The sequence below is a fragment of the Marinobacter excellens LAMA 842 genome, assembly GCF_001574445.1.
In the GTDB taxonomy this organism is placed as follows: Bacteria; Pseudomonadota; Gammaproteobacteria; order Pseudomonadales; family Oleiphilaceae; genus Marinobacter; species Marinobacter shengliensis.
Genome location: NZ_LOCO01000031.1, coordinates 1 through 25,894, shown reverse-complemented (window position 1 = coordinate 25,894; position 25,894 = coordinate 1). Strand labels below are relative to the sequence as shown.

General features: G+C 59.1%; 26 protein-coding genes and 1 tRNA gene. 21 read left to right on the top strand and 6 right to left on the bottom strand.

What is annotated here, in order from left to right:
- A partial coding sequence (gene mrcB / locus J122_RS18285; protein ID WP_061333562.1) for a penicillin-binding protein 1B occupies positions 1-1,862 on the bottom strand: 1,862 nt, incomplete at its 3' end.
- Positions 1,863-1,995: 133 nt separating this feature from the next.
- On the opposite strand from mrcB, the gene J122_RS18280 reads away from it, so the two are divergent.
- Genes J122_RS18280 through J122_RS18270 form a run of 3 tightly spaced genes read left to right on the top strand, consistent with a single transcriptional unit; the run spans position 1,996 to position 4,362 of the window.
- Entirely contained in the window at positions 1,996-3,582 is a 1,587-nt protein-coding gene (locus tag J122_RS18280; RefSeq protein ID WP_197463884.1) for an AAA family ATPase, read from the top strand.
- 43 nt (positions 3,583-3,625) lie between these two features.
- The gene (locus tag J122_RS18275; protein ID WP_061333546.1) at positions 3,626-3,994 is read left to right on the top strand and encodes a pentapeptide repeat-containing protein; all 369 of its coding nucleotides are present in this window, start codon (positions 3,626-3,628) and stop codon (positions 3,992-3,994) included.
- Entirely contained in the window at positions 3,991-4,362 is a 372-nt protein-coding gene (locus J122_RS18270; RefSeq protein ID WP_061333545.1) for a Rieske (2Fe-2S) protein, read from the top strand. The genes J122_RS18275 and J122_RS18270 overlap by 4 nt, the downstream gene beginning before the upstream one ends.
- On the opposite strand, the gene sfsA is transcribed toward J122_RS18270, so the two are convergent.
- Entirely contained in the window at positions 4,346-5,077 is a 732-nt protein-coding gene (sfsA, locus tag J122_RS18265; RefSeq protein ID WP_061333544.1) for a DNA/RNA nuclease SfsA, read from the bottom strand. The genes J122_RS18270 and sfsA overlap by 17 nt on opposite strands.
- Positions 5,078-5,255: 178 nt before the next feature.
- Here sfsA and dksA point away from each other — a divergent pair, with 178 nt between their 5' ends.
- From dksA to pgi, 11 genes are all read left to right on the top strand, one after another.
- A complete protein-coding gene (dksA, locus tag J122_RS18260; RefSeq protein ID WP_058090703.1) occupies positions 5,256-5,696 on the top strand; it encodes an RNA polymerase-binding protein DksA in 441 nt (146 codons plus the stop codon).
- Between the two features lie 47 nt (positions 5,697-5,743).
- Positions 5,744-6,661, top strand: coding sequence for a tRNA glutamyl-Q(34) synthetase GluQRS (gene gluQRS / locus J122_RS18255; protein WP_061333543.1), 918 nt, complete (start codon positions 5,744-5,746; stop codon positions 6,659-6,661).
- 4 nt (positions 6,662-6,665) lie between these two features.
- A complete protein-coding gene (locus tag J122_RS23680) occupies positions 6,666-6,842 on the top strand; it encodes a hypothetical protein (protein WP_058090701.1) in 177 nt (58 codons plus the stop codon).
- Positions 6,832-9,795 carry an ATP-binding protein gene (locus J122_RS18250; RefSeq protein WP_061333542.1) on the top strand — a complete coding sequence of 988 codons (2,964 nt, stop codon included), beginning with the start codon at positions 6,832-6,834 and terminating at the stop codon, positions 9,793-9,795. The genes J122_RS23680 and J122_RS18250 overlap by 11 nt, the downstream gene beginning before the upstream one ends.
- 7 nt (positions 9,796-9,802) lie before the next feature.
- Complete coding sequence (locus tag J122_RS18245) at positions 9,803-11,200, top strand: sigma-54-dependent transcriptional regulator (protein WP_061333541.1); 1,398 nt, start codon at positions 9,803-9,805, stop codon at positions 11,198-11,200.
- Positions 11,201-11,596: 396 nt separating this feature from the next.
- Positions 11,597-11,920: a hypothetical protein gene (locus J122_RS21335; RefSeq protein WP_227510286.1), complete on the top strand. Its 324-nt coding sequence runs from the start codon at positions 11,597-11,599 to the stop codon at positions 11,918-11,920.
- On the top strand, positions 11,913-13,283 hold the full coding sequence (pcnB, locus tag J122_RS18240) for a polynucleotide adenylyltransferase PcnB (RefSeq protein ID WP_061333540.1): 1,371 nt from the start codon (positions 11,913-11,915) through the stop codon (positions 13,281-13,283). Before J122_RS21335 ends, pcnB begins: the two co-directional genes overlap by 8 nt.
- Entirely contained in the window at positions 13,280-13,780 is a 501-nt protein-coding gene (folK, locus tag J122_RS18235; RefSeq protein WP_061333539.1) for a 2-amino-4-hydroxy-6-hydroxymethyldihydropteridine diphosphokinase, read from the top strand. Before pcnB ends, folK (J122_RS18235) begins: the two co-directional genes overlap by 4 nt.
- Before the next feature lie 119 nt (positions 13,781-13,899).
- The gene (panB, locus tag J122_RS18230) at positions 13,900-14,694 is read left to right on the top strand and encodes a 3-methyl-2-oxobutanoate hydroxymethyltransferase (RefSeq protein ID WP_061333538.1); all 795 of its coding nucleotides are present in this window, start codon (positions 13,900-13,902) and stop codon (positions 14,692-14,694) included.
- Positions 14,691-15,539, top strand: a complete 849-nt coding sequence (gene panC, locus J122_RS18225) for a pantoate--beta-alanine ligase (RefSeq protein ID WP_061333537.1) — start codon at positions 14,691-14,693, stop codon at positions 15,537-15,539. The genes panB and panC overlap by 4 nt, the downstream gene beginning before the upstream one ends.
- A gap of 54 nt (positions 15,540-15,593) precedes the next feature.
- Positions 15,594-17,255, top strand: coding sequence for a glucose-6-phosphate isomerase (gene pgi / locus J122_RS18220; RefSeq protein ID WP_061333536.1), 1,662 nt, complete (start codon positions 15,594-15,596; stop codon positions 17,253-17,255).
- Here the strand turns inward: pgi and folK (J122_RS18215) are convergent.
- Both folK (J122_RS18215) and folB read right to left on the bottom strand, forming a co-directional pair.
- Entirely contained in the window at positions 17,238-17,753 is a 516-nt protein-coding gene (folK, locus tag J122_RS18215) for a 2-amino-4-hydroxy-6-hydroxymethyldihydropteridine diphosphokinase (protein WP_061333535.1), read from the bottom strand. The two genes, pgi and folK (J122_RS18215), sit on opposite strands and share 18 nt — an antisense overlap.
- Positions 17,750-18,121: a dihydroneopterin aldolase gene (gene folB / locus J122_RS18210; protein ID WP_061333534.1), complete on the bottom strand. Its 372-nt coding sequence runs from the start codon at positions 18,119-18,121 to the stop codon at positions 17,750-17,752. The genes folK (J122_RS18215) and folB overlap by 4 nt, the downstream gene beginning before the upstream one ends.
- A 145-nt stretch (positions 18,122-18,266) precedes the next feature.
- Here folB and plsY point away from each other — a divergent pair, with 145 nt between their 5' ends.
- Positions 18,267-18,860, top strand: a complete 594-nt coding sequence (gene plsY, locus J122_RS18205) for a glycerol-3-phosphate 1-O-acyltransferase PlsY (protein ID WP_058090724.1) — start codon at positions 18,267-18,269, stop codon at positions 18,858-18,860.
- 12 nt (positions 18,861-18,872) lie between these two features.
- On the opposite strand, the gene tsaD is transcribed toward plsY, so the two are convergent.
- Positions 18,873-19,928, bottom strand: coding sequence for a tRNA (adenosine(37)-N6)-threonylcarbamoyltransferase complex transferase subunit TsaD (tsaD, locus tag J122_RS18200; protein WP_061333561.1), 1,056 nt, complete (start codon positions 19,926-19,928; stop codon positions 18,873-18,875).
- 234 nt (positions 19,929-20,162) lie between these two features.
- Between tsaD and rpsU the strand changes: the two genes are divergently transcribed.
- From rpsU to J122_RS18170, 6 genes are all read left to right on the top strand, one after another.
- Entirely contained in the window at positions 20,163-20,378 is a 216-nt protein-coding gene (gene rpsU / locus J122_RS21330) for a 30S ribosomal protein S21 (RefSeq protein WP_007153483.1), read from the top strand.
- Between the two features lie 153 nt (positions 20,379-20,531).
- Positions 20,532-22,268, top strand: coding sequence for a DNA primase (gene dnaG / locus J122_RS18190; RefSeq protein WP_061333533.1), 1,737 nt, complete (start codon positions 20,532-20,534; stop codon positions 22,266-22,268).
- A gap of 150 nt (positions 22,269-22,418) precedes the next feature.
- Positions 22,419-24,266: an RNA polymerase sigma factor RpoD gene (rpoD, locus tag J122_RS18185; protein WP_058090688.1), complete on the top strand. Its 1,848-nt coding sequence runs from the start codon at positions 22,419-22,421 to the stop codon at positions 24,264-24,266.
- Positions 24,267-24,326: 60 nt separating this feature from the next.
- A tRNA-Ile gene (locus J122_RS18180) sits at positions 24,327-24,403 on the top strand.
- 167 nt (positions 24,404-24,570) lie between these two features.
- Positions 24,571-25,128, top strand: coding sequence for a DUF6036 family nucleotidyltransferase (locus J122_RS18175; protein ID WP_156471783.1), 558 nt, complete (start codon positions 24,571-24,573; stop codon positions 25,126-25,128).
- A gap of 58 nt (positions 25,129-25,186) precedes the next feature.
- The gene (locus J122_RS18170) at positions 25,187-25,522 is read left to right on the top strand and encodes a hypothetical protein (RefSeq protein WP_152437228.1); all 336 of its coding nucleotides are present in this window, start codon (positions 25,187-25,189) and stop codon (positions 25,520-25,522) included.
- A gap of 245 nt (positions 25,523-25,767) precedes the next feature.
- Here the strand turns inward: J122_RS18170 and J122_RS24860 are convergent.
- Positions 25,768-25,894 (bottom strand): ATP-binding protein (locus tag J122_RS24860; RefSeq protein WP_227510291.1); only part of this gene is annotated, 127 nt, incomplete at its 5' end.

Below are 25,894 nucleotides of genomic sequence, written 5' to 3'. Positions count from 1 at the left end.
ACCGCAGCGGGGTCGGCAACCCGGTCGACTTTCAGGTTATAGCGCGATAACGGCTCGTTGCGGGCATCGGTCACTTCCCGGATGGTCCGCAAGGGTGTGTTGAAACCGGAGGTAGCCAGCCCCTGGTAGAGCTGGGCTACTTCCACCGGCGCCAACGACATGGAGCCAAGCAGCAGCGAGGGATAGTCCGAAATCGGTGTGGCCACCCCAAACGCCCTTAACACTTCCTGCACGCGCGGGATGCCGACATCCAGCCCTACCCGCACTGCCGGGAGGTTGTAGGACCGGGACAGGGCCAGGTGCAGGGGCACTTCGCCACGCTCCTCACTATCAAAGTTCTTGGGCTGCCACAACCGGCCGTCGTCAAACTCCAGGGTAAACGCGCGATCCTGTACCGGCGTAATCAAGGTATACCGGTCGGCCTGCTCCAGAGCTGCCAGGTAGGTAAACGGTTTGATCAGCGAGCCAATCGGCCGGCGGGCGTCTACGGCACGGTTGAAGCCGGCAAACTCAGGGTCTTTGCCGCCCACCAGCGCCAACACCTCGCCGGTGTCCTTGGCGGTGACCACCAGAGCCGCCTCCAGGGCCTCGCGGGTGTCACCACGGGCAAGTCTCGGCAAGGTATCGCGAACCGCCTTTTCCGACGCATCCTGAACCGCTGGGTCCAGAGTCGTGAAGATGCGCAAACCTTCGCTTTGCAGGTCTTCTTCCCGGTAATCCCGCGCCAGATGCCGGCGTACCAGATCTATATACGCCGGGTAACGGTTGTCGGTATAGGACGGCCGGGCGCTCACCCCCAAGGGCTGGCGGGTGGCTCGGGCCAACTCGTCAGCGTTGATCAGCCCGGCTTCGGCCATTTCCGTCAGTACCAGGTCTCGCCGAGCCTTGGCGCGCTCCGGATGTCGGCGCGGATTGTAGTAACTGGGGCCTTTGACCATGCCGATCAACAGGGCAATCTGATGAACGTCCAGATCTTTCAGGGGCTCCCCAAAGAAAAACTGGCTGGCCAGGCCAAAGCCGTTGATGCTGCGGTTGCCTGCCTGGCCAAGGTAGACCTCGTTCAGATAGGTTTCCAGAATGTCGTCTTTCTCGTAATGCCATTCCAGCAGGATCGACATCAAGGCTTCATTGCCCTTGCGTACCAGGGTCTGGTCGCGGGTCAGGAAGAAGTTCTTCACCAACTGCTGGGTCAGGGTACTGCCACCCTGCACAATCTGCCCCGCCTTTATGTTTGCCAGCATGGCCCGGGCAATAGACAAGGGCGCAACGCCGTAATGCTCGTAGAACTGTCGGTCCTCAATCGCCATCAGCCCAAGGGGCAACAACTCCGGCACCTCATCCAGCCGAACCAGCACCCGGTCCTCCCGGTGGGAGGGATAGATACCGCCGATCTGGGCCGGTTCCAGCCGGACAATCGGGGAATCCGGGCCGGCGACCACCGAAAACGACTGAACACGGTCTCCCGACACCACCAATGACAATCGGCGCCTGGGCTCTTCACCATCGGGGAACCTGAAACCACGGGCGCTGATCATAAACCGCCCGCCATTTCGCTGATAAGTCCCGGCCCGAACGCCATCTCCGGCCCGGTAGCCGGCCAATTCCAGCTCCCGGGCAAGGCCTGCCGCGCTCACGCTCGCGCCATCATAAAGCTCCAACGGCCGGGCGTAGACACGGGACGGCACTTCAAAACGGCGGCCCTCAAAACGGGAGGTTACAACCGCATCCAGGTACACCATCCAGCCGGCCAGAAGCACCAGGCCCAGGGCCCCGACACGAAACATGAAACGCCAGAAACCGCTGCGTTTGGCCGCTGGCCTGGATTTGGACGATTTTTTACGGGGGGAACGAGATTTGGTCATGGCCGGATTATAACGAAGCGGGCGACCCCTTCGGCAGGTCTGTTGTGTGTTATTTCTGTAATCCGCCCGTTATAGTAGGCCAATCAGAACAGAGCGATAAAAATCAATGAGTTCAGGGAACCAGGAGCACACCGTGAGCGCGACCCCATCGGAAACACTGATCAAGGCACTGCAAAACCCGGCACTGTATGACCACCCGGTACAGGGCTTCCAGGTCATTGAAACCCATATTTCACAGGTGTTACTGACCGGCAGCTACGCCTACAAGATCAAAAAACCGATGGATTTCGGCTTTCTGGACTTCTCCACCCTGGCGCGCCGTAAGCACTTCTGCGAGGAAGAACTCCGACTCAACAGCCGCCTGGCCTCGGAACTATACCAAGACGTTTTGCCCATTACCGGCACACCGGAGCAACCTGTTATCGGCGGCGAGGGAGAAGCCTTTGAATACGCCATCCGCATGCGCCAGTTCGACCAGGACCAGCTGTTCGACAAGCGCCAGGAGCGCGGTGACCTGCCACCGGAGATGCTCACCAACCTGTCCCGCCAGGTAGCGCAGTTCCACGATAGCTTGCCTGCCGTTGCCGAAGATAAACCCCTGGGCACCCCGGAAGCGGTGTACGCCGCGATGCAGGAAAACTTCGACCAGATTCGCCCGATGCTGGACGACAACACCCTGCTGCTGCAGCTGGACAATCTGGAAGAATGGACCCGGACCACCTTCGAGCGGCACCGGGAGCTGATTGCCAGCCGCAGGGCCAAGGGCATGGTGCGGGAATGCCATGGCGACTTGCACCTGGCCAATATTACGGTGTTCAACGATCAGGTCACGGTGTTCGACTGCATCGAATTCAATGAGCCGTTCCGCTGGATTGATGTCATCAACGATCTGGCGTTTCTGCTGATGGACCTGGAATCCCGCCGTGAACCGCTGCTGGCCAACCTGGTACTGAACAGCTATCTGGAATACCGGGGCGATTTCGAAGCCTTAGCGCTGCTCCCGCTCTACAAGGCTTACCGGGCGATGGTCCGGGCCAAGATTGCCTTGTTCACCATGGCTAACCCCAGCCTGGGCGAGGGCGAAAAAGCCGGCCTGATGCAACGCTACCGGGATTACGCCCAGTTGGCGGAAGATTACGGCGAGATCCCCAACCATTACCTGCTGGCCACCACCGGGCTTTCAGCCAGCGGCAAAACCTGCGTCAGTGCCGCCATGGCCGGCGAGCTGAACCTGATCAGGCTGCGCTCAGATGTTGAGCGCAAGCGGTTGCACGGCCTTGGACCGCTGGACGACAGCAAATCCGGCGTTGGCACGGACCTGTACAGCCCGGAAGTCACCGAACAGACTTACCAGCACCTCGCCAATCTGGCCCAGGACCTGCTGGCCTCCGGGCTTTCTGTCATCGTGGATGCCGCCTGCCTGAAAGAACGCGAACGCACCCTCTTTGCCAAGGTGGCCGAGGCCCAGGGCGTGCCCTTTGCGCTGCTGCACTGCGAGGCCCCGGAACAGCTAAGGCGGGAGTGGGTGCGCAAACGCAAAGGCGATGCCTCGGAAGCCACCGAAGACCTGCTGGATGCACAGCAACGCTGGTTCGAGCCACTGACGGTGGAGGAGAAAACCCACACCGTGCACCTGCATACCGACCAGGAGCATGTAGCAGAAGCAGTTGCAGACCGAATTCGGCAGCACTTTGGCTTGCCACCGAGCCAAAGCGTCTAAACTTACCTGCGTACGCTTGGCATCATTCCATTCGAGGTGTGAGATGGACGACATTCAGGAACACGAACTGCATCAGATTGATCACCCGCTGTATGACATACTGCGCAGCGAAGACATCAAGGCGTTCAATGCCGAGAAAGCAAAACTGAGCGACCTGCCCAGTTTTGCCCATGGCGACTTCCGGGGGCTGGATTTACGCGGCCTCGACGCCAAGGGGCTGGATTTGCGCCACGCTTACTTCCGGGGCGCCGACCTGCGCGGCATCGACTTTTCCAAATCCCGGATGGAGGGTGCCAGCATCGCTAGCGCCAAGATCTCCGGCTGCTATTTCCCCCATCGCCTGGAGGCCGATGAAATCGTGATGTCACTGAACCACGGCACCCGCATGCGCTACGCCCTGCTGCCAAAATGACGGAACAGAACCATCCCTGGGAGACCGTTTGCCCGGCAACGGAACTGGTTCCAGGCCGGTTTATTGAATTCCGGCTGAAACAGAAAGCCCGTGAACCGGAAGGCATGCCCCTGACCGGTTTTGTGTTTCTGGATGGTAGCGAGCCGAAAGCCTACCTGAACATCTGCCCGCACCTGGGCATCGAACTGAACTGGATGCCGGGCAAATTCATGGACGCCGACAACCTGTTTATCCAATGCTCTACCCACGGCGCGTTGTTCAAGCCCGGCACCGGTGAATGCATTGCGGGCCCTTGCCAGGGCGATGCCTTGACCGCCCTGGAGGTACGCCAGAACGGTGACCAGATCGAAATCAGGCTTGAAGACTGACCGGCACCGCTTCGGTCAGGTCCAGCCTGCCTCCCGGGTTGCCATCCGCTCCCGACAGCGCGGCGCGATAAGCCAGCACCTCGACCCCGGCGGCCTTCGCCCGGCGTAACAACTCGCCATAGTGGGCATCAATATGATCCGCCGGGCGCACCCTTTCGATTCCTGTGTGGTTAACCACAAAGAAGAGTACCGCCCGGTCGCCTTTTGCAACCTGCGCCATCAGTTCCCGAAGGTGCTTCTGGCCCCTTTCGGTCACCGCATCCGGGAAATAGCCGCTTGAACCGTCCGCCAGCGTGACATTCTTCACCTCAACCCAGGCGTCTGGCCGCGCCGGATGGCCCGACAACAACAAATCTATCCGGCTTTTCTCATCACCGTAACGCACTTCTGCCCGGCACTCTGTGTAACCGGCCAGCTCCGGCACCCGCCCGGCTTCAATGGCCTCCCGTGCCTGGGCGTTGGGACGGGCGGTATTCACGCAGGCAAATACCGCCGGGGCGGTTTCCACCAGCTCCCAGGTGTACTTCAACTTGCGCTTGGGATTATCGCTACGGCTCAGCCAGACCCTGGCGTTATCGGGCTGGCAGCCCAGCATGGAGCCGGTGTTCGGGCAGTGGGCCGTTACCTCCTCGCCATCGGGCAATCGCACATCGGCAAGGAAGCGTTTGTAGCGGCGAATCAGCCGCCCTTCCACCAAAGGTTCAGCAAACTTCATGTGATCTCCGCAAAAAGTCGTTGTCACAAGGCTGGCCACCCTGAGACTAATCTGCTATTTTCCGCAAATTCCCGTTTCAGGACGAATGCTTTTATCCAGGGTTAAACCGCGCAGCAACCGTGCTGGCGCGGCGGAAGCAAAGCGTTCTTGTAGTAGTACAAACAAGAGGCCGGGTTCAATGGCAAACACTGCAGAACAACCACGCGAACGTTTTACCAATTTCACCCCTTATGAAATGAAAAAGGGTGAAGACTACATGAGTGCTGACATGCTGCAGCACTTCAAAAATCTGCTCCTGCAATGGAAACAGGAGCTGATGGAAGAAGTGGACCGCACCATGCACCACATGCAGGAAGACGCCGCAAATTACGCGGATCCCAGTGACCGTGCAACCCAGGAAGAAGAATTCAGCCTGGAGCTGCGCACCCGGGATCGCGAGCGCAAGCTGATCAAAAAGATTGACCAGACCATCGACCGCATCGACAAAGACGACTACGGCTTCTGCGATCAGTGCGGCGTGGAGATCGGCATTCGTCGCCTGGAAGCTCGCCCGACGGCCACACTGTGCATCGACTGCAAAACCCTGGCAGAAATCCGCGAGCGCCAGACTGGCATCTGAGCCCCACCGATAGCCGGCCGCATAAGCAGCCGGCTTACTGAGTCTCTATGGAGCAACCACGGTACCGTGGGCGTTTTGCCCCTTCCCCGACAGGACCGTTGCATTTCGGCTCCCTTGTAACCGCCCTGGCCAGTTGGCTGGAAGCCCGCACCGCCGGTGGCGACTGGCTGGTTCGTATCGAAGACCTGGACCCGCTACGGGAGCCCCCCGAGGCCACCGGCCAGATTCTCCATTCCCTGGATTGCCACGGGCTGTTTCCCGACGAACCGGTACGATTTCAATCCCGGCGCCACGACGCCTACCAGGCCGCCATTGGCCAGCTTCTGGCGCGGCATAAAGCCTATCGGTGCCGGTGCTCCCGAAAACTGCTCCAAAAGCACGGCGGTTATCATCCGGACCACTGCCGAGATGGCCATCCAGCACCTGGAGATACCCCCTACGCCATTCGATTTGCCCTGACCGACGAAGTCAGCCACTGGCAGGATCTGCTGCTGGGCGAGCAACAACAGCGAGTAGCTGCAGAGCTGGACGACCCGGTGCTACTGCGCAAGGAAGGCTTCTACGCCTACCAACTGGCCGTGGTGGTGGACGATATAGACCAGAACATCAGCCACGTGGTGCGGGGCTCCGACTTACTGGACATGACCGCCCAGCAGCAACAGATTTTCCGGGCTCTTGGTGCCCAGTCACCACAGTGGCTGCATATACCGGTCGTCGTGAACGATCAGGGCCAGAAGCTGAGCAAACAGACCCACGCTCCGGCACTGGATGATCAGCAGCCCGCCGCCAACCTGGTCAACGCACTGGCAGCCCTTGGCCAACAGCCTCCGCCCGCGCTTGTGCAGGCAACGGTGGACGATGTGCTCGCCTGGGGCCGGGAAAACTGGCGCCGGCACGCCATCCCCCTGACATCCCGGCAGGCCCGTGGTATAACCCCAAACACACACTTGCGTCCGGACCACTGAGCCGATGTATATCTACCGCCTGGTCTTTTTGCTGGTACTGGCCATTTATATTTTTTCTCCCAACATCCTGGACTGGTGGACCTCACCAGACAACGCCTGGTATAGCCCCTATGTGATCTGGGGTGGCCTGATTGCCATCGGTTTCTGGCTTGAATGGCGGCGAGACCCCAATGAGTTTTAGCGCCAGCGGCCTGCTACTGGCCAGCCTCCTGTACCTGATTCTGTTGTTCGGCATTGCCTGGAGTACCGAGCGGGGCACCCTGCTGCGTCAGTGGGTACGGCATCCTCTGGTTTATACCCTGAGCCTTGGCGTCTACGCCGGCATCTGGGCAGTCTACGGCGCCATCGGCATGGCGGCGGAATCCGGTTACGGCTTTCTGGCTTACTATCTGGGTATCTCCGGGGCCTTTCTGCTGGCGCCGGTGTTGCTGAACCCGATCTTGCGCATCGGCCGCGCTTATCAACTGACGTCCCTGGCTGACCTCTTTGCCTATCGTTATCGCAGCCAGTGGGCCGGCACCCTGGTGACACTCTGCTCAGCCGCCGCCATTCTGGCGCTGCTGAGCATGCAGATTCAGGCTGTTGCGGTATCGGCGTCCCTGCTCGCGCCTGACACCTCGCCCAAAGCCATCAGCGTGATGTTCAGCCTGATCGTCGTGCTGTTCACCATGCTCTTTGGCGCACGCCGGCACCAGAGCTCTGGCAACCATCAGGGGCTGGTGCTGGCCATCGCCTTTGACTCCCTGGTCAAGGTGGTTGCCCTGCTGGTGCTGGGCGGTGTGGTGTTATTCGGTGTGTTCGGCGGCACCGACGGGCTTGAAGAATGGTTGGCCCGGGCCTCACACCCCGAGGCAACCATGACCATGGCGATCAATGATGGCAGCTGGCGGGCCCTGCTGCTGATGTCGTTTGCCGCCGCGCTGGTCCTCCCGCACATGTACCATATGACCTTCAGCGAGAACCCCTCGCCAAGGGCCCTGGCGAAAGCCAGCTGGGGCCTGCCCCTGTATCTGCTACTGCTTGGCCTGCCAGTGCCCCTGATTGTCTGGGCCGGCCAGGCCCTGGGTGTTGTTGTGCCCCAGGCGTTTTTCAGTATCGGGGTGGCCCAGGCACTGGAGAGCCCGGCGCTAACACTGTTGATGTATATCGCAGGGCTTTCCGCCGCCAGCGGGCTGATGATCGTCAGCACCCTGGCGCTGTCGGGCATGGTTCTCAACCATGTTGTGCTGCCCCTGAAAACTCCCAAAGACCAGGGCGACATCTATCAATGGCTGCAGTGGGTAAAACGCCTGCTCATTGCCGTTATCCTGTTTCTGGCGCTGCTGTTCCACGAAACCATTGGCCAGAACCTGGACCTGTCCATCCTCGGAGCCATCTCGCTCTCCGGCACCTTGCAGCTGCTACCAGGCGCCCTCGGCGTTATCTACTGGCCGGAGGGCAACCGGCGCGGTCTGATCGCCGGACTGCTGACCGGCCTGGCCATCTGGATGACCACCCTGGTGCTGCCGTTTTCCTACGCCGCCGACCTGCTGTCCTGGCTGGATCTTCCGGTCACCCCGGGTTATGACAATTGGCACCTGTTCACTTTCATCAGCCTGACGGCCAACATTTCGGTGTTTGCACTGGTCTCAATCCTGAGCCCCGCGTCTCCGGAAGAAACCAGCGCGGCACAGGCCTGCTCCCTGGGTGCGCTGTCTCGCCCACAGCGCAGGGAACTGCTGGCAACATCCTCCAACGACTTCGTTCAACATCTGACCGACCCGCTGGGCCCGACCGTGGCCCGACGGGAAGTAGAGCGTGCACTGGGGCAATTAAAGCTGCCCAACGTGGAGTTTCGCCCCTACCAGCTCAGGCGCCTGCGGGATCAGGTTGAAATCAACCTGTCGGGCTTGCTGGGCCCCGCCGTAGCCAGGGATATTGTCAAACGCCATCTGGGCTTCAAACCCCTGACCCACGGCGGCACCGGCCAGGACATCCGCTATGTGGAGCGGGCGCTGGGCGACTACCAGAACCAGCTTACCGGCCTGGCCGGGGAGCTCGACAACTTGCGGCGCCACTACCGGCAGACCCTGCAGAACCTGCCGATACCCGCCTGCTCTGTCGGTGAGGATGGCGAAATCCTGATGTGGAACCACGCCATCGAATCGCTCACTGGCATTTCTGCCGACGAGGTGGTCGGCGCCAAACTGATGGCCCTGCCGGAGCACTGGCATACCCTGCTGGACGACTTCAACCGGGGCGACGACCTGCACCGTTACAAGCACCGGCTCGACCTGCGGGGCAAGCCCCACTGGCTGAACCTTCATAAGGCTGCCCTGAGCGGGCCGGACCATCCGGAAGGTGGCTCGATCATTCTGGTGGAAGACCAGACCGAAACCCGATTACTGGAAGACGAGCTGATGCACAGTGAACGGCTGGCCTCCGTGGGCCGACTGGCCGCCGGTGTTGCGCACGAGATTGGCAACCCGGTCACCGGTATTTCGTCGCTGGCCCAGAACCTGAAACTGGAAACCGACGACCCGTCCATCCTGGAAACCGCAGACCAGATACAGCAGCAAACCCGACGCATCTCCGCCATATTGCAGTCACTGATGAACTTTGCCCGAACCGGCAACCACGCCCATGCCAACCGCTATGAGCCGGTCAGCATCCACCGCTGCGTGGAAGAATCGATCAACCTGTTGTCGCTGAGTGACAAGGGTATGGGCATCCGGTACATGAATGAGTGCCCGGCAAACCTGCAGATACTGGGGGATGAGCAACGCCTGGTGCAGGTCTTCGTCAACCTGCTGGCCAACGCCCGGGATGCCTCGCCAGACGGCGGTACCATCCGGGTCAGTGGAAAGGGCGATGGCTACTCCGCTATCATCGAAGTGATTGACGAAGGCACCGGCATTCCCGCTGACCAGCTGGACCATATCTTTGAACCGTTTTACACCACCAAAGCACCGAACAAAGGTACGGGCCTTGGGCTTTCACTGGTGTATAGCATTGTTGAAGAACACTATGGCAACGTACAGGTGGAAAGCCCGGCAGATACCGAACGCCAGCGGGGAACCTGTGTAAGGTTACGCCTGCCCGCCTACGAGCCAGACACCGATACCGGCAACAGCACCCCGAACGAAAGGTCGTGAACGCGATATGCCCCGTATTCTGATAGTTGAAGATGAAGACATCATCCGCTCCGCGGTCCGCAAGCTGCTGCAGCACGCCGGTTACGAAGTGGCGGATGCCGTCTCCGTAGAGGAAGCGGACAACCTGGAACCGGACGGCTTTGACCTGATCATCACCGATCTGCGCCTGCCCGGCGCCGCGGGTACCGAGATGATCAACCGGGCGCCCAACACCCCGGTGCTGATCATGACCAGCTATGCCAGTCTGCGCTCAGCCGTGGACTCCATGAAACTCGGTGCCGTGGACTACATCGCCAAGCCCTTTGATCACGATGAAATGCTCGCAGCCGTTGAGAACATCCTGGCTCGCCAGAGTGCGCAGCCTGATGAGCCCGGCAGTGGCGAGAGCGCCGGGCAGCACCAGGCGACCGAATCCGACCCGGCAGCCATCATGTATGGCCAGTGCGAGCCCATGCAGAAGGTGTTCACGCTGATTCGCAAGGTGGCCCCGACCGAAACCACCGTCCTGATACAGGGCGAGTCCGGCACCGGTAAGGAACTGGCGGCCAGGGCCCTGCATCTGCTCAGCCCCAGGGCCACCAAGCCGCTGATTTCAGTAAACTGCGCAGCCATCCCCGAAAGCCTGATTGAATCGGAGTTGTTCGGCCATGAGAAAGGCGCATTCACCGGCGCCGTTTCCGCCCGTACCGGCCTGATTGAAGCCGCCGATGGCGGCAGCCTGTTCCTTGATGAGATCGGCGAACTGCCAGCGGAAGCCCAGGCCCGGCTGTTGCGCGTGCTGCAGGAAAGCGAGATCCGCAAGGTCGGCTCCACCCAGAGCCGGAAAGTGGATGTGCGCATGATTGCCGCAACCCACCGGAACCTGAAAGCAATGACCCGCACCGGAGAATTCCGGGAAGACCTGTATTACCGCCTTAACGTAATGCAAATCCGAATTCCGCCCCTGCGAGAACGCCGGTCAGACATTCTGGGCCTGGCCCGCCGTTTCCTTAAGCGGCAGGCAGAGAAGCTCGGACGGCCGGAGCTCAGTCTCAGCCCGGAGGCCATGCAGGCGCTGGAGCGGTGCCGCTGGCCAGGAAACGTGCGGGAGCTGGAGAATGCCATCGAACGGGCGTCCATTCTCACCGACGGCGACATCATTACCCCCGCAGTGCTGGACCTCGATAACGAGGGTAGTGACGAGTACATTCCGGAAACCCTGGTAGAAGGCAACAACGAGCAGACCCGCACCCGTGAGCCGGACTCCGCCAACGACCTGTCTCTGGAAGACTACTTTCAGCATTTTGTGCTGGAGAACCAGGACCGGATGAGCGAAACCGAGCTGGCCCAGAAACTGGGCATCAGCCGGAAATCTCTGTGGGAACGTCGCCAGCGTTTGGGTATTCCCCGCAAGAAAAGTTCCTGAACAAAGAAATGAACCCGAAATCATTTGTTACCCAGCGTTCCCCAAGGTAACACTTCCGACTCAGGTTACGTGAGACAGGTAACACTTTAGACGTATACGGGGTAACACTTATTTCTCACAAAAACATAACCCTCTGTTAATTAAAGGTTTTCAAAAACTGGCACAGCCTTCGCACTCTTAATAGCGCACAACAACAAAAACAAAAGTGACAACGCAGCGGCAAAACAAAAACAAAAAGCTGCATGAGCATCCAGCAACAAAAACAAGAACAGGATGCAAGCGAACTGAGTGTTTTGGGTACTTTGCTTTTTAGTGGTCCCCAGGCATGTGCGAGTTGTAGATGTAGAGAAGAATCGCTCCTGAAGCGGCACTGCAACTACCCCGATAACCCGCACCTTGCTCCTGACCGCTCTATGTATTCAAAGCTTTCCGTTTGCGTTATTTGATGTCCTTACTGTTGGGACAACACGGTGGGGTAGAAAAATCAAAAAGAATCCCGGCAACAACAAAAACAATGCAGATCGTCAACGCTTTCAGGGCGGGTTCGTGAAAACGAATCCGCCTTTTGATTATCTGGCCTACAGACTCACCCTGACCACCCCAACTCCTGAACAAAAATCACCTTTTCTATTTCCGTTTCTGCCTAAACATGTGCAATTCCTGCGCAAACCGTTAAAATCCCCGTCTTTGCGCATCGCAATCACGGAATTTCATGCCTAAACGACTTGTAGAAAAACTACGCTCCTTCATTCCCGGCAACGGGAAAAAGAAAGCCCGACGCTACCAGCGGCAGGAGATCCCCCGGGATCAGCACACCGTGTCCCGCTCGATGATCAGCGAGCCCGCACGAAAAGTCCTGCATCGGCTTAACAAAGCCGGCTATGAAGCTTATCTGGTGGGCGGCGGCGTGCGCGACATCCTCCTGGGCGGGCAGCCAAAGGATTTCGACATTGCCACCGACGCTACCCCTGAGGAAGTTCACGACCTGTTCCGGAATTCGCGACTGATCGGGCGCCGGTTCCGGATTGTGCATGTGGTATTCGGCCGGGAAATCATCGAGGTGACCACTTTCAGGGGCAACGCCCGGGACACCGAAGACGAACCGGCAGCCGATGAGCACAGAACCAGTGAGCATGGCCTGCTGTTGCGGGACAATGTCTACGGCAACCAGGAAGAAGACGCCCTGCGCCGTGACTTCACTATCAACGCGCTTTACTACTGCATCCGCAACTTCACGATCATCGACTACGCCAACGGCGTTGACGATCTGAAAAATCGCCAGATCCGCCTGATCGGTGACCCGGAAACCCGCTACCGGGAAGATCCGGTTCGCATGCTTCGCGCCATCCGCTTTGCCGCTAAACTGGGTTTCGAAATTGAACCGGACACCGAAGCTCCCATCCGGGAACTGGCGCCATTGCTGACTCACATCCCCTCGGCCCGGCTGTTTGATGAAGTGCTCAAGCTGTTCTCGGCGGGCCATGGCGAAGCGACCTATGACTTGCTCAGCGAGTACGGCCTACTGGCGCCCTTGTTCCCGGAAACCGCCAAGGCCATCGACGCCGGGGAATCCGACGAACTCATTCGCCAGGCACTGCGCAATACCGACGCCCGGATTGCCCAGGGCAAATCCGTCACGCCTTACTTCCTGTTTGCCGCCATGCTCTGGCCGGCCCTGCAAGTGGAATGGCGCCGCCGCCAGGATAATGGCGACCCGGTGCAGCCCGCCCTTCATGGCGCCATCGGCAAAGTCATTGGCCGGCAGGTGCAGGCCACAGCCATTCCGAAACGCTTCTCAGGCCCGATGAAAGAGATCTGGGAAATGCAGATGCGCCTGCCCAGGCGCCAGGGCAAGCGGGCCTTTGGCACGCTGGCCCACCCGCGCTTCCGGGCTGCCTATGATTTCCTGCTGGTACGTGAATCCGCCGGCGAGATCGAACCGGGCCTCGGCGACTGGTGGACGGACTTCCAGCGCCTGGACGAACGCGGGCAGGAAAAAATGCTGTCTGAGCTAGGCTCCGCCAGCACCCCGCGTAAACGGCGCCGCAAACGCAGCCCAGTCAAAAGGCCACCCCAAGCATGACGGTAGTGGCCTATGTTGGGCTGGGCAGCAATCTGGAAGACCCAACCGCCCAGCTGGCACGCGCGGTTGCCGAACTGGCCAGCCTGCCCAATACCACCCTGCTGGCACAGTCTGCCTTCTATGCCAGCCGGCCGGTTGGCCCCCAGGATCAACCGGACTTCGTGAATGGCGCCGTGCAATTGTCCACGGAGCTGACGCCGCACCAGTTACTGGATCATCTTCAAGCCATCGAACAGGCTCACGGCCGGGAGCGACTGCGCCACTGGGGGCCCCGAACCCTGGACCTTGACCTGCTGCTTTACGGCAACGACAGCATCCACGACGAGCGACTGACCGTACCCCATGCCGAGCTGGCCAACCGGGACTTCGTGCTGCAGCCCATTCTCGACCTGAATCCCGAGCTGACGCTGCCTGATGGCCGAAGCATTGAAACACTGCGACAAGCATGCCCGGACAACCAGCTTCGATTATTGCCCCCAAAGGCCGGAAGTCACTGACCCCAAGCCAGACTCCCATGCTACTCTTGTGTCAGATATACCCCGGCATTAATCTATCGCTCTGAACTCGGACGACCCCGAGCCAGAACCGGCCCATCCACCCAAAAGGCAAGGATCTTATGGCAGTTACCATCAATACCCTGCGGGAATACAAGCAAAAGGGCGAAGCCTTCTCTGCCCTGACCTCCTACGATGCCACCTTCGCACATGTGGTCAGCGAGGCCGGCGTTGACGTTATCCTGATTGGTGATTCGCTGGGCATGGTTCTGCAGGGGCATGACAGCACCCTGCCAGTCACAATGGAACAGATGGTTTACCACACCAGCTGCGTTGCCAAAGGCAACCAGGGTTCACTGATCATGGCCGATATGCCCTTCATGTCTTACGGCACCGTGACCGATGCCCTGGACAACGCCGCAGAACTGATGCGCGCCGGCGCCCACATGGTCAAGCTTGAGGGTACTGACTGGATGAAAGACACCATCGAAGCCCTGAGTGAGCGCGGTGTACCGGTTTGCGCCCACCTGGGGCTGACGCCACAATTCGTTAACAAGTTTGGCGGCTACAAGGTTCAGGGCCGTGACGAAAAGGCTGCCGAAGCCATGATCGAGCATGCCTGCGAGCTGGAAGCGGCAGGCGCCGATGTCATCCTTCTGGAATGCGTACCCGCCCCTCTCGCTGCCCGCATCACCCAGGCCGTCCGGGCCCCGGTGATCGGCATTGGCGCAGGCGCAGACACCGACGGCCAGGTGCTGGTGCTGCACGATATGTTGGGCATCACCACCGGCCGAAAACCCCGCTTCGTGAAAAACTTCCTGGCGGAAACCAACTCTATTCCGGAGGCCATCGCCGCCTACGCCCAGGCCGTCAAGGCGCGTTCATTTCCGGCCGAGGAGCATACGTTCAAGGCATGAGAACCGTACATTCACTTAAAGAACTCCGAACCATTCTGCGCAGCTACCGGCAGCAGGGTAAAACCATTGGCCTGGTGCCCACCATGGGCAACCTGCACGAGGGCCACGTTTCGCTGGTACGGAAGGCGGCAGAGGCTGCAGATATCGTTGTCACCAGCATTTTTGTCAATCCGATGCAGTTCGGCGCCAACGAAGACCTGGACACTTACCCCCGCACACTCGCCGACGACCAGGACAAGTTGGCCGCCGCTGGCAACACCCTGGTGTTCGCGCCTTCGGCGGACGAGATTTACCCCGAGGGCCTGGCCCGACAAACCAAAGTGGTTGTGCCGGAAGTCAGCGAGGGGCACTGCGGTGCCAGCCGGCCAGGGCACTTCGAAGGTGTGGCAACGGTCGTTACCATGCTGTTCAACATGGTTCAGCCCGACCTGGCCGTGTTCGGCGAGAAAGATTTCCAGCAATTGGCGGTCATCCGCAAACTGACCCGGGACCTGATGATTCCGGTTGAAATTATTGGCGCCCCCACTGTTCGCGAAGAGGACGGACTGGCGAAAAGTTCCAGAAACGGCTATCTCAATGAAGAGGAGAGAGCCATTGCGCCGGTGGTGTATCAGACGTTGACCAGCGTGGCTGCGCAGCTGGAACAGGGCCGCTCCGATTTTGACGATCTGGCACGGGAAGCGAACGACACGCTGGCCAAAGCCGGGCTACGCCCGGACTATTTCAACATTGTGAACAGCCAGACGCTGAAACCCGCCAGCGAAGCAGATCGGGAGCTGACGCTTCTGGTCGCGGCGTTTTTAGGGACGACCCGGCTAATCGACAACCTTAGCGTCACCCGATAACACCAGGAACCACCGCCTGAAGACTGCCCGGCGGCGAACAGAAAGGAACCTCTGATGCCCGACAAACCGGCACCACTGACTCATCTCCCGGAATGGCGGGTTCTGGCCCAACTCAAGGATCTGCTGGCCGGAACGCCGATACGGGATCTGTTCAGGGACGACCCGCAGCGAGCCCAGCGGTACCTGGTGAGCGGCGCAGGCCTGACCCTGGACTTCTCGCGCAATCGGCTTACCGATGCGACCTTCAACGCGCTGATGGACCTGGCCCAGGCCTGTGGCCTGGAGCAGCAGCGAAACGCGCTGTTTGATGGCGGCATCGTCAATCGAACGGAAAACCGCCCCGCCCTGCACACGGCATTGCGCCAACCCCGCGGCCAGGACGTTCGGGTACACGGTGAAAACATTATTCCGGAAGTGCACGCCACACTCGACAGAATGGCGGAGCTGGTGTCTGCCATCACCGAGGGCTGCCATACCGGCTATACCAACAAACCCTTTACCGACGTGGTGAGCATCGGTATCGGCGGCTCGTTCCTCGGCCCGAAACTGGTGGTGGAAGCCCTGAAACCCTTCTGGCAAGGCCAGTTGAACTGCCACTTTGTTGCCAACATTGACGGCACCGATATCGCCGAAACCTTGAGGTCGCTGAACCCGGAAACCACCTTATTCCTGGTGCAGTCGAAGTCGTTCCGCACCCAGGAAACACTGGATAACAGCCTGCTAGCGCGCCAGTGGTTTCTCGACAAGAGCGGCAGTGAGCCCGCGGTGGCCCGGCATTTCCTGGCGGTTACCGCCAACGTGGACGAAGCCATCCGGTTCGGCATCGACCGCAACAACGTCTTCCCCATGTGGGACTGGGTCGGGGGGCGGTACTCCCTCTGGTCGGCCATCGGCCTGCCCATTGCCCTGACCATCGGTATGGAGCACTTCCGGGCACTGCTTGAGGGTGCTCACGCCATGGACTGTCACTTCCGTGAACAGCCAGCGGCCAGCAACCTGCCGGTGATCATGGCCATGCTGAGCGTCTGGTACAACAACTTCTGGGATGCACAGAGCCACGCCGTTCTACCGTATGACGAATACCTCAAGCATCTGCCGGAGCACTTGCAACAGCTGGATATGGAAAGTAACGGTAAGCGGGTAACGCAGATCGGCACCGCCGTGGATTACGAAACCGGGCCAATCCTGTGGGGCGGCGTTGGCGCCAATGGCCAGCACGCTTACCACCAGCTGATTCACCAGGGCACACGGCTGATCCCGGCTGACTTCATCATCCCCTTGCAGTCCCACAATCCGGTGGAACATCACCACGCTACCCTGTTTGCCAACTGCCTGAGCCAAGCCAGCGCGATGATGGCCGGGAAAACCCGGGCCGAGGCGGAACAGGAACTGTTGCAGGCGGGCTTGGCCTCGGCTGACGCAAAAGCCCTGGCACCCCACAAGGAAATCCCAGGCAATAAACCCAGCAATATTCTGGTGATGGACAAGATTACCCCGACAACCCTTGGGGCCGTGATCGCGCTGTATGAGCACCGCACCTTCGTGCAAAGCGTGATCTGGGATATCGATTGCTTTGATCAGTGGGGCGTGGAACTGGGCAAGCAAATTGGCAACCAGATCCTGCCCCGGCTGCTTGGGGATAAATTCGAAGGCACCGCCGGCGACAGTGCCACCGACCAGATGATCCGCCTATTCAGGTCAGCCAACCGCCCGTGAAATCTGGCACCCCTGCCAGCTGAAGTCGACCGGCCAGAGCTTCTGGTCACGCTGGTAGTCCTGCCAGAGCTGCTGGTAAGTTTGCCGGCAGGCCGGATGCATTTCTACCCCGGCAATGTCTGCCAGCGGCCGCAACACGAAAGCATTCTTGAGGATCTCCGCCCTCGGCAGCTCGACACCGTCGACCACCCCGACAGAATCATCATAGGTCAATATATCCAGGTCCAGGGTTCGAGGGCTGAATTTGGGCGCAGATCGGGTTCGGCCGTTGTCGGCTTCCAACTGCTTGAACCGGCGGGACAGCTCACCCACCGAAAGCCCGGTGTCGATTCCCACCACAAGATTGAGGAAATCGGAACCTTCAAAACCGACGGATTCACTCTCGTAAACCGGCGAGATGGTCAAATCTCCAAACCACCCGGCCAGCGCGTCCAGTGCAACAGTGACATGGCAGTAGCGCTCGATGTTCGTGCCAATACTGATGTAAACCCGGCTCATGCCCGCGTTCCCCGCTCAATCCGGACGCCCACGGAGCGCGCAGCCGGCACGGCCCCGGGCTTGTTCAGGGTCAGCCGTAGCCAGCGCACACCAAATTCCAACTGCAACAGCGCAGCAATCTCTTCCGCTGCCCGTTCCAGCAGCTGGGGTTTCAGGGTTTGCAGGCATTCACTCACCCGCTCACTAACGGCCGCGTAATCCAGTGCATCGGCGACATTGTCGCTGGCCCCGGGCAGACGGTTGTCCCAGGCCATTTCCAGATCCACCAGTATCCGCTGGGTGATTTTCCTCTCCCAATCGTAAACGCCGATCACGGTGTCCACCGCCAGGCCCTCGATGAGCACTGTGTCTACCAAACCTTCTGCCAAACCGGACTCCCAGTGTGTTCCACTCAAGGCTGATTGAATAATGTGCAGGCAAACGATAGTGTGGGAGTTTGCCTGTGTACTGAGCTTCAGGGCGGGCATTTTCTCACAGAACACCCGGCGCCGTCTGCGCGCCCGTGATATGGCCATGAACCTGACCAGTAACCCAGTTCTGATTGTCGCACTCTGCTTCGGCGCCTACCTGGCCGGCTCCGTGCTGTTTGCCATCCCGGTATGCAGGCTCTGGCGCCTGCCTGACCCAAGAGCCCTGGGCTCCGGCAACCCCGGTGCCACCAACGTATACCGGGCCGGTGGCTGGCAACCGGCGGTGGCTACACTGGTACTGGATGCCTTCAAAGGCTGGCTGCCAGTGTGGCTATCACACGTTGCGGGTATGTCGATACTGGTTCAGGCCATGGTGGCACTGTGCGCGGTCACCGGCCACATGATTCCCCTGTTCTATCGTTTCAAAGGCGGCAAGGGCGTGGCCACAGCGCTCGGGGCCGGTTTGGCGTTGGCGCCGGTGACCACCGGTATCATGGCGCTGCTTTGGCTGCTGATCATGTGGCGCTGGCGCATTTCAGCGCTGGCCTCCCTGGTAGCGGTTACCAGTGGGCCGGTTATCAGCGCGCTCATTGAGCCGGAAACCCTGCCACTGTTCGGGCTGCTGACCCTGCTGATCGTGGTGCGCCACCGCAACAACCTGATCCGCCTCGCCCAGGGCCGGGAAACCGGGCTTTAAAGCCCGGCCGGGTTAATCGACCAGGCCATTCGCCCGCGGCTCGTTAACCGGCGGCAAGGTATTCATCGGCCAGCGCGGCACCGAAACAATGCGCTCACCGTCCCTTTGACCGCTCTGGAGCCGCTGGGCACCGGCATACGCAATCATCGCGCCGTTGTCAGTACAGAACTCCGGGCGGGCGTAAAACACCGAGCCATAGAGTTTCGCGGTCATCTTTTCCAGCCCTGCCCGCAACCGCTTGTTGGCGCTTACTCCACCGGCAATAACCAGGCGCTTGCAACCGGTTTGCTCCAGCGCCCTCCGGCACTTGATGGTCAGGGTATCCACTACAGCCGCCTCAAAGGCCAGGGCGATGTCCGCTTTTACCTGCTCATCGAAGGCATCGTTATCTTTCGCATCGTTCACCGTGTTCAGGGTAAACGTTTTCAAACCGCTGAAGCTGAAATCCAGCCCGGGACGATCCGTCATTGGCCGGGGAAAACGGTAGATTCCCTCCCGGCCCTTCTCCGCCAGCGCCGCCACCCGGGGGCCTCCGGGGTAATCCAGCCCGAGCATCTTGGCGGTTTTATCAAAGGCTTCGCCGGCGGCGTCATCCACCGATTCACCCAGCATCTGGTACTGCCCGATACCATCCACCCGAACCAGCTGGGTGTGACCACCGGACACCAACAGAGCAACAAAAGGAAACGCTGGCGGATTGTCTTCTAACATTGGCGCCAGCAAATGCCCTTCCATGTGGTGAACACCCAGCACCGGAATGCCCAGCGCGAAACCCAGAGCATGGGCCACGGAACCACCCACCATCAGCGCCCCAACCAGCCCGGGGCCGGCGGTGTAGGCTATCCCTTCAAGATCGTTACGATCCCTGCCAGCCTTGGCCAATACCTGGTCACACAGCGGCAACAGCTTGCGAACATGGTCACGGGACGCCAGCTCAGGCACTACCCCGCCATAATCCGCATGCATAGCAATCTGGCTGAACAGCGCGTGGGCCAGCAAGCCCTGCTCGGTGTCATACAGGGCAACGCCGGTTTCGTCACAGGAGGTTTCAATACCAAGAATCAGCATAGTCTGGGCCGCGTCCGAAATGGGAATGAGGAACTGGCGGCATTTTAGCAGAAACCCGAAAGGCTCCGGCAGTTTCATTGAACAGTCATTGACCTGAACATATCCAACGGCTATCATTGCCGCCCTAAATTATGCACTGGTCGAGTTTTAGCCAATCTGACCAGGTATCGAGCCCGCGTGGCCAAGGCCGGCGGAACCAATTGAAACCGAATCTATCAGGTAGGTGATTTTCGAATGCCAGCTGTTAAAGTGAAAGAGAATGAGCCGTTTGATGTAGCACTGCGTCGCTTCAAGCGTTCCTGCGAGAAGGCCGGTGTACTGTCTGAAGTACGTCGTCGTGAGCACTACGAGAAGCCGACCGCTGTTCGTAAGCGTAAAGCAGCTGCCGCCGTTAAGCGTCATCTCAAGAAGCTTCAGCGTGAGCAGCGTAAGTTCGAGCGTCTGTACTGAGTTCAGCGCGCATCGACAGCAAGACTGATTGCCGGAACGGCGTTTCGCCTTCTCCGGCAAACTGAAAATGCCGCCGAGGCCTGGCTTCGGCGGCATTTTTGGCTATGGCGAATACCGGTTTGTATCAGGCACCCCGACTGAAGTGGAGCCACCATGAGCGGACTGATCCCTCAACGATTTGTTGAAGACCTGCTTGATCGGATTGATCTGGCAGAGCTGATCGGTAGCCGCATCACCCTCAAAAAGGCTGGCGCCAACTACAAGGCCTGTTGTCCGTTTCACGACGAAAAAACACCGTCGTTCAACGTTCGGCCAGATAAAGGCTTTTACCACTGTTTCGGGTGCGGCGCTCATGGCGATGCCATCAGCTTTATCCGCGAATTCGAGGGGCTTGGCTTTACCGAGGCTGTCGAAGAGCTGGCCAAACGGGCAGGTCTTGAGGTGCCCTATGATAAAGCCGCGCGTCAGGAAATGCAGCAGGCCAGATCCCTGACCGACGCCCTGGATTTCGCCAGCCGCTTCTACCACTCGGCTCTGGGCAGCCAGCAAGGCGCTTACGCTCGGGACTACCTGAAACAGCGCGGCCTGGACGATGCCATCATCGAGCAGTACCAGATCGGCTTTGCGCCCGGCACCGGAACGGCGCTTTTTGACGCGGCGCCGAAAGACCTGAAAGAGCCATTACTGGAAACCAAAACGGTTTCAGACAAGTACGGCCGGCCAAGAGATCTGTTCCGCAATCGGGTGATGTTTCCGATCCGGAACACCCGGGGCAAAACGGTGGCCTTTGGCGGCCGAACCCTTGGAGACGACAAGGCCAAATACATCAACTCCCCGGAGTCGGATGTGTTTCATAAAAGCCGAGAGATCTACGGCCTTTATGAGGCCCGGCAAGCCATCCGCCAGCTAGACAAACTGCTGGTGGTTGAAGGCTACATGGACGTGATCGCGCTGGCCCAGCACGGCATACACGATGCCGTTGCAACCCTGGGCACCGCAACCAACCAGGACAGCCTGACCGCCCTGCTAAGGCAAGTCCGGCACATTGTGTTCTGCTTTGATGGCGATCAGGCCGGTTTCCGTGCAGCAGACCGCGCCATGGAGAACGCCCTGGAACTGATGGCCGACGGCCTGCATCTGCAGTTTCTGATGCTGCCACAGGGTGAAGACCCGGACACATTGATCCGGAAGGAAGGCGCAGACGCCTTCAGGGAGCGGATTGAGGCGGCAACGCCCCTGTCACGTTACCTGTTCGACCGGCAGAGCGAAGGTTTGAACCTGGAGCTGCCGGAACACCGGGGCGAGCTGAGAGCCCGCACAGAACCGCTGCTGAACAAGATGCCCCGCAGTACACTGCGGGACGCCATGTGGCACGAAATGATGCGCCTGTGTGGCGGCCGGAAGCCCTGGCAGGAACGGCCCAAAGGCAATGACTTCAAAGCCCGCGGATGGCGCGGCGAGCGGCAGAACCGACCGACAGAAGAACGGATAGATGTGAAGCTGAGCAAAGACAGCACGCTTTGCCTGGCACTGCTGGAAGCACCGGAAATGGCGGCGGAAGTCAAAACGTTGGCTGACAGCAACCGCCAGCTGGAGCAGGCCGGGCGGTTCGCCCGCTGGCTGATGGAACAGAATATCAGTACCCGCAAGGCATTAGTCTCGGGGCTGGCAACGGACAAACAGGCCAGAGACAGGTTCTACAACCTGTTTGATGGACTGGAGCACATACCGGCCCGGGAAAGCATACTGGCAGCCGCCAGAGAACTGCTGAGCCCGAACGAAGAGGCCGCGCGCCAGCAAAGACTGGCAACCCTGCTCCGGAATCTGGCCACGCTCACCCCGGAACAGCGGGAAGAGCTGAGAACGCTCAGCAAGGGCAACGTAGATTGAAGTCTGCGTTAAATCCCGTTGCTGGGGCATTACCACTTGAAACTGACGCCACTGATCACCATCTAACCATTCGGTGGCACAGCAGATACGCGGCAGCTATAATGGCTGTTTAACTTTTTTCCTCTTTAAAAGCGAGTTTACAGGGTGTCTATGTCAGGCAATTCGCAGAAATCACGTTTGAAAGACCTCATCGCACGAGGCAAGGAACAAGGTTACCTGACTTACGCCGAGGTAAACGACCACCTACCGGAAGATATCGCAGATCCGGATCAGGTTGAAGACATTATCCGGATGATCAACGACATGGGTATCCAGGTGTGCGAAGAAACACCCGACGCCGATACCCTGTTAATGACCGAAGGCGACTCCACCGCCGACGAAGCCGCCGCCGCTGAAGCCGCCGCCGCTCTCGCCGCCGTGGAAACCGATGCCGGCCGCACCACCGACCCGGTGCGCATGTACATGCGTGAAATGGGCACCGTTGAACTGCTGACCCGTGAAGGCGAAATCGTGATCGCCAAGCGCATTGAGGAAGGCATTCGCGACGTCATGGCGGCCGTAGCCCACTTCCCCGGCACCGCCGGCACCGTGATTCAGGCTTACGATCGCATCATCGAGAACGAAGGCCGCATCAGCGACATCGTTACCGGCTTCCTGGACCCGGACGACGCCGAGCCGTTCATGGGCGAAGACACCAGTGAAGACACCTCTGCTGACGACAGCGACAGCAGCGATGATGATGACGACACCTCAACCGAGGAAGAAACCGACAACGGTCCGGACCCGGAAGAAACCCGCCTGCGTTTTGAGTTGCTGAAAGAAAAACTGGATGCCGCCGACAAGGCGCTGGCCAAGCACGGCCGAAGCCACAAGAAAACCCAGGAAGCCCTGAACGAATTGGGCCAGGTATTTGCCCCGTTCAAGTTGGGCAACAAGGCGTTCGACGAGCTGGTAAACGTGGTTCGCTCCACCAACGATCTGGTGCGGGAGAACGAACGGGCCATCATGCAGATCTGCGTACGCGACTGCAAAATGCCGCGCAAAGACTTCATCAAATGGTTCCCGGGCAACGAGACCGACCTGGAATGGGCGAAAGAAATTGCGGCCACCAAGAAGCCCTACGCCGCCGCCATTGGTGAGCGCATTGACGAGATCGTGCGCCTGCAGAAGCGCATCCAGAATGTACAGACCGAAGTGGATCTGGACGTAGTCGACATCAAAGAAATCAACCGTCGAGTGTCCATCGGCGAAGCCAAGGCCCGCCGCGCCAAGAAAGAAATGGTCGAGGCCAACCTGCGACTGGTGATTTCCATCGCCAAGAAATACACCAACCGTGGCCTGCAGTTCCTGGATCTGATTCAGGAGGGCAACATCGGCCTGATGAAGGCCGTGGACAAGTTCGAATACCGCCGTGGCTACAAGTTCTCCACCTACGCCACCTGGTGGATTCGCCAGGCCATTACCCGCTCCATCGCGGACCAGGCCCGTACCATCCGGATTCCGGTGCATATGATTGAGACCATCAATAAGCTCAACCGTATCTCCCGCCAGATGCTGCAGGAAATGGGCCGCGAGCCCACGCCTGAAGAGCTGGGCGAGCGCATGGACATGCCGGAAGACAAGATCCGCAAGGTACTGAAGATCGCCAAAGAGCCGATCTCCATGGAAACCCCGATTGGCGACGATGAAGACAGCCATCTGGGCGATTTCATCGAAGACATCCAGGCCCTGTCGCCGGTGGATTCCGCCACCGCCGAAGGCCTGCGCGAGGCGACCCGCTCGGTGCTGGCTGGCCTGACCGCTCGCGAATCGAAAGTACTGCGCATGCGTTTCGGTATTGAAATGAACACCGACCACACCCTGGAAGAAGTCGGCAAACAGTTCGACGTAACCCGGGAGCGTATCCGTCAGATCGAAGCCAAGGCCCTGCGCAAACTGCGCCACCCTTCCCGCTCCGATCACCTGCGCGGCTTTATTGACGACCAGGGCAACGGTTAATCCGCAAGACAGTAGCGGGCGCCACCCCTCGTGGGTATAATGGCGCCCGCTTTCCCTTTAGGGCCTATAGCTCAGTTGGTTAGAGCAGAGGACTCATAATCCTTTGGTCCCTGGTTCGAGTCCAGGTGGGCCCACCATATTTCAAGCACTTACATCACTTCTCCCCCCTCTCCTCGCTAGGTGTCAACCAAACGTCAACGGCGCTTTTGTACTGCTAACCTGGACGATACGACTCTGAGGTTCTGTTATGCTTCCGGGCTGATATACGGGGGTATCCATGACCGAAATATACAGGGACACACCAATGGCGAAAGCCATTTTCGAAATGTTCGATAACCTGGCTGACTTCCTGGAAGATCGAGGAGCAAAGCCTGGTAGCTGTAAGGCGTATATTTTCGGCGGGTGTGCTCTCCACCTCCATACTAACGCTCGTGGTAGCAGTGATCTGGATATTGAACTCGAAGCTATGGAGAGGATTTCTCCAAATGAGCTGGTCCTTGCGCTGGATGAAGTCTTTTTTGATGATCCGGAAACCGGCCCCTCATCTATCGTATTCGATCCGAATTTCACTCCGACCCTCGCACCGTTGCATGAGAATTACCAGGAAGACGCCATTTGGCTTAACCGGAACGAGGAAGACTCACCGATCTGGGTCTACCTGGTTCAAAAAGTGGACCTGGCTGTTTCGAAACTCGGGCGCTATGGAGACCAGGACATCGATGATATACACACGCTGTTTGACCATGGACTCTCCATCGAGGAGTTCAAAAACCGTGCCGAGGAGGCCCGTAAGTACTTTCCCGGCAACCTCGACAGATTGACAGGGAATATCACCCACGTTATAAAAACGTATACAAAGTGATCAACGCGGATATTTCATGAATTCCTTACTTAACGTCGCACACAAAGGACTCGACCGTGTGACAGACCAAGAGGTTGTAAAAGCAGCCCTTGAAGTCTGGCATCAGGGCTATGTCCCGACGCTTTCAGGGTTGCCCCTAGAAGAGCGACGCCTGGCCGGCTATCTGGTTGACCGTTTATCCAGGTTCAACTGCCTGAGTGCCGAGCAGAAGAAAGAACTGCAAACCGTCGCCTCTGATGCGAAGGCGAACCTTCCTGAGCGTTTGTCACGGGAGCGTGTCGACGGGCTGGCCCGATCCTGGGGGCTCGATCACGATCTCAGGCCGTTTATGAAAGCCTTACTCCCCTTCCAAACCCGGCACTATAAGCGCGGTCTCGATAAAACCGCTGCCTGAAGATACCATTTAGTCCGAAGGGCCCTGGACTAAGGGGGCGTCGGATACGTAGAAACGGCCACACATGAATTTTGGTCCCTGGTTCGAGTCCAGGTGGGCCCAACACTACTTGCAGCTTTCTTCCCTCTCCTAAAGCGAACTCCATCGTTTCAAATACTTTTCGATTTTTTCCCAGTAGAACCCAACTGTCTGGCGTCAACTATCTTGTCCGGTCCGCGACAACTATGATGGCCGGTTGGGTGGTCTTACTTTTTGCTCTTTGAAGCTTGCTTAAGCTGTTGCTGTCGTCGGTAGCTTTCCCCCTCTAATTCGATAATTGTCGCGTGGTGTATCAGGCGGTCTACGGCGGCTACGGTCATCATGTTATCCGGG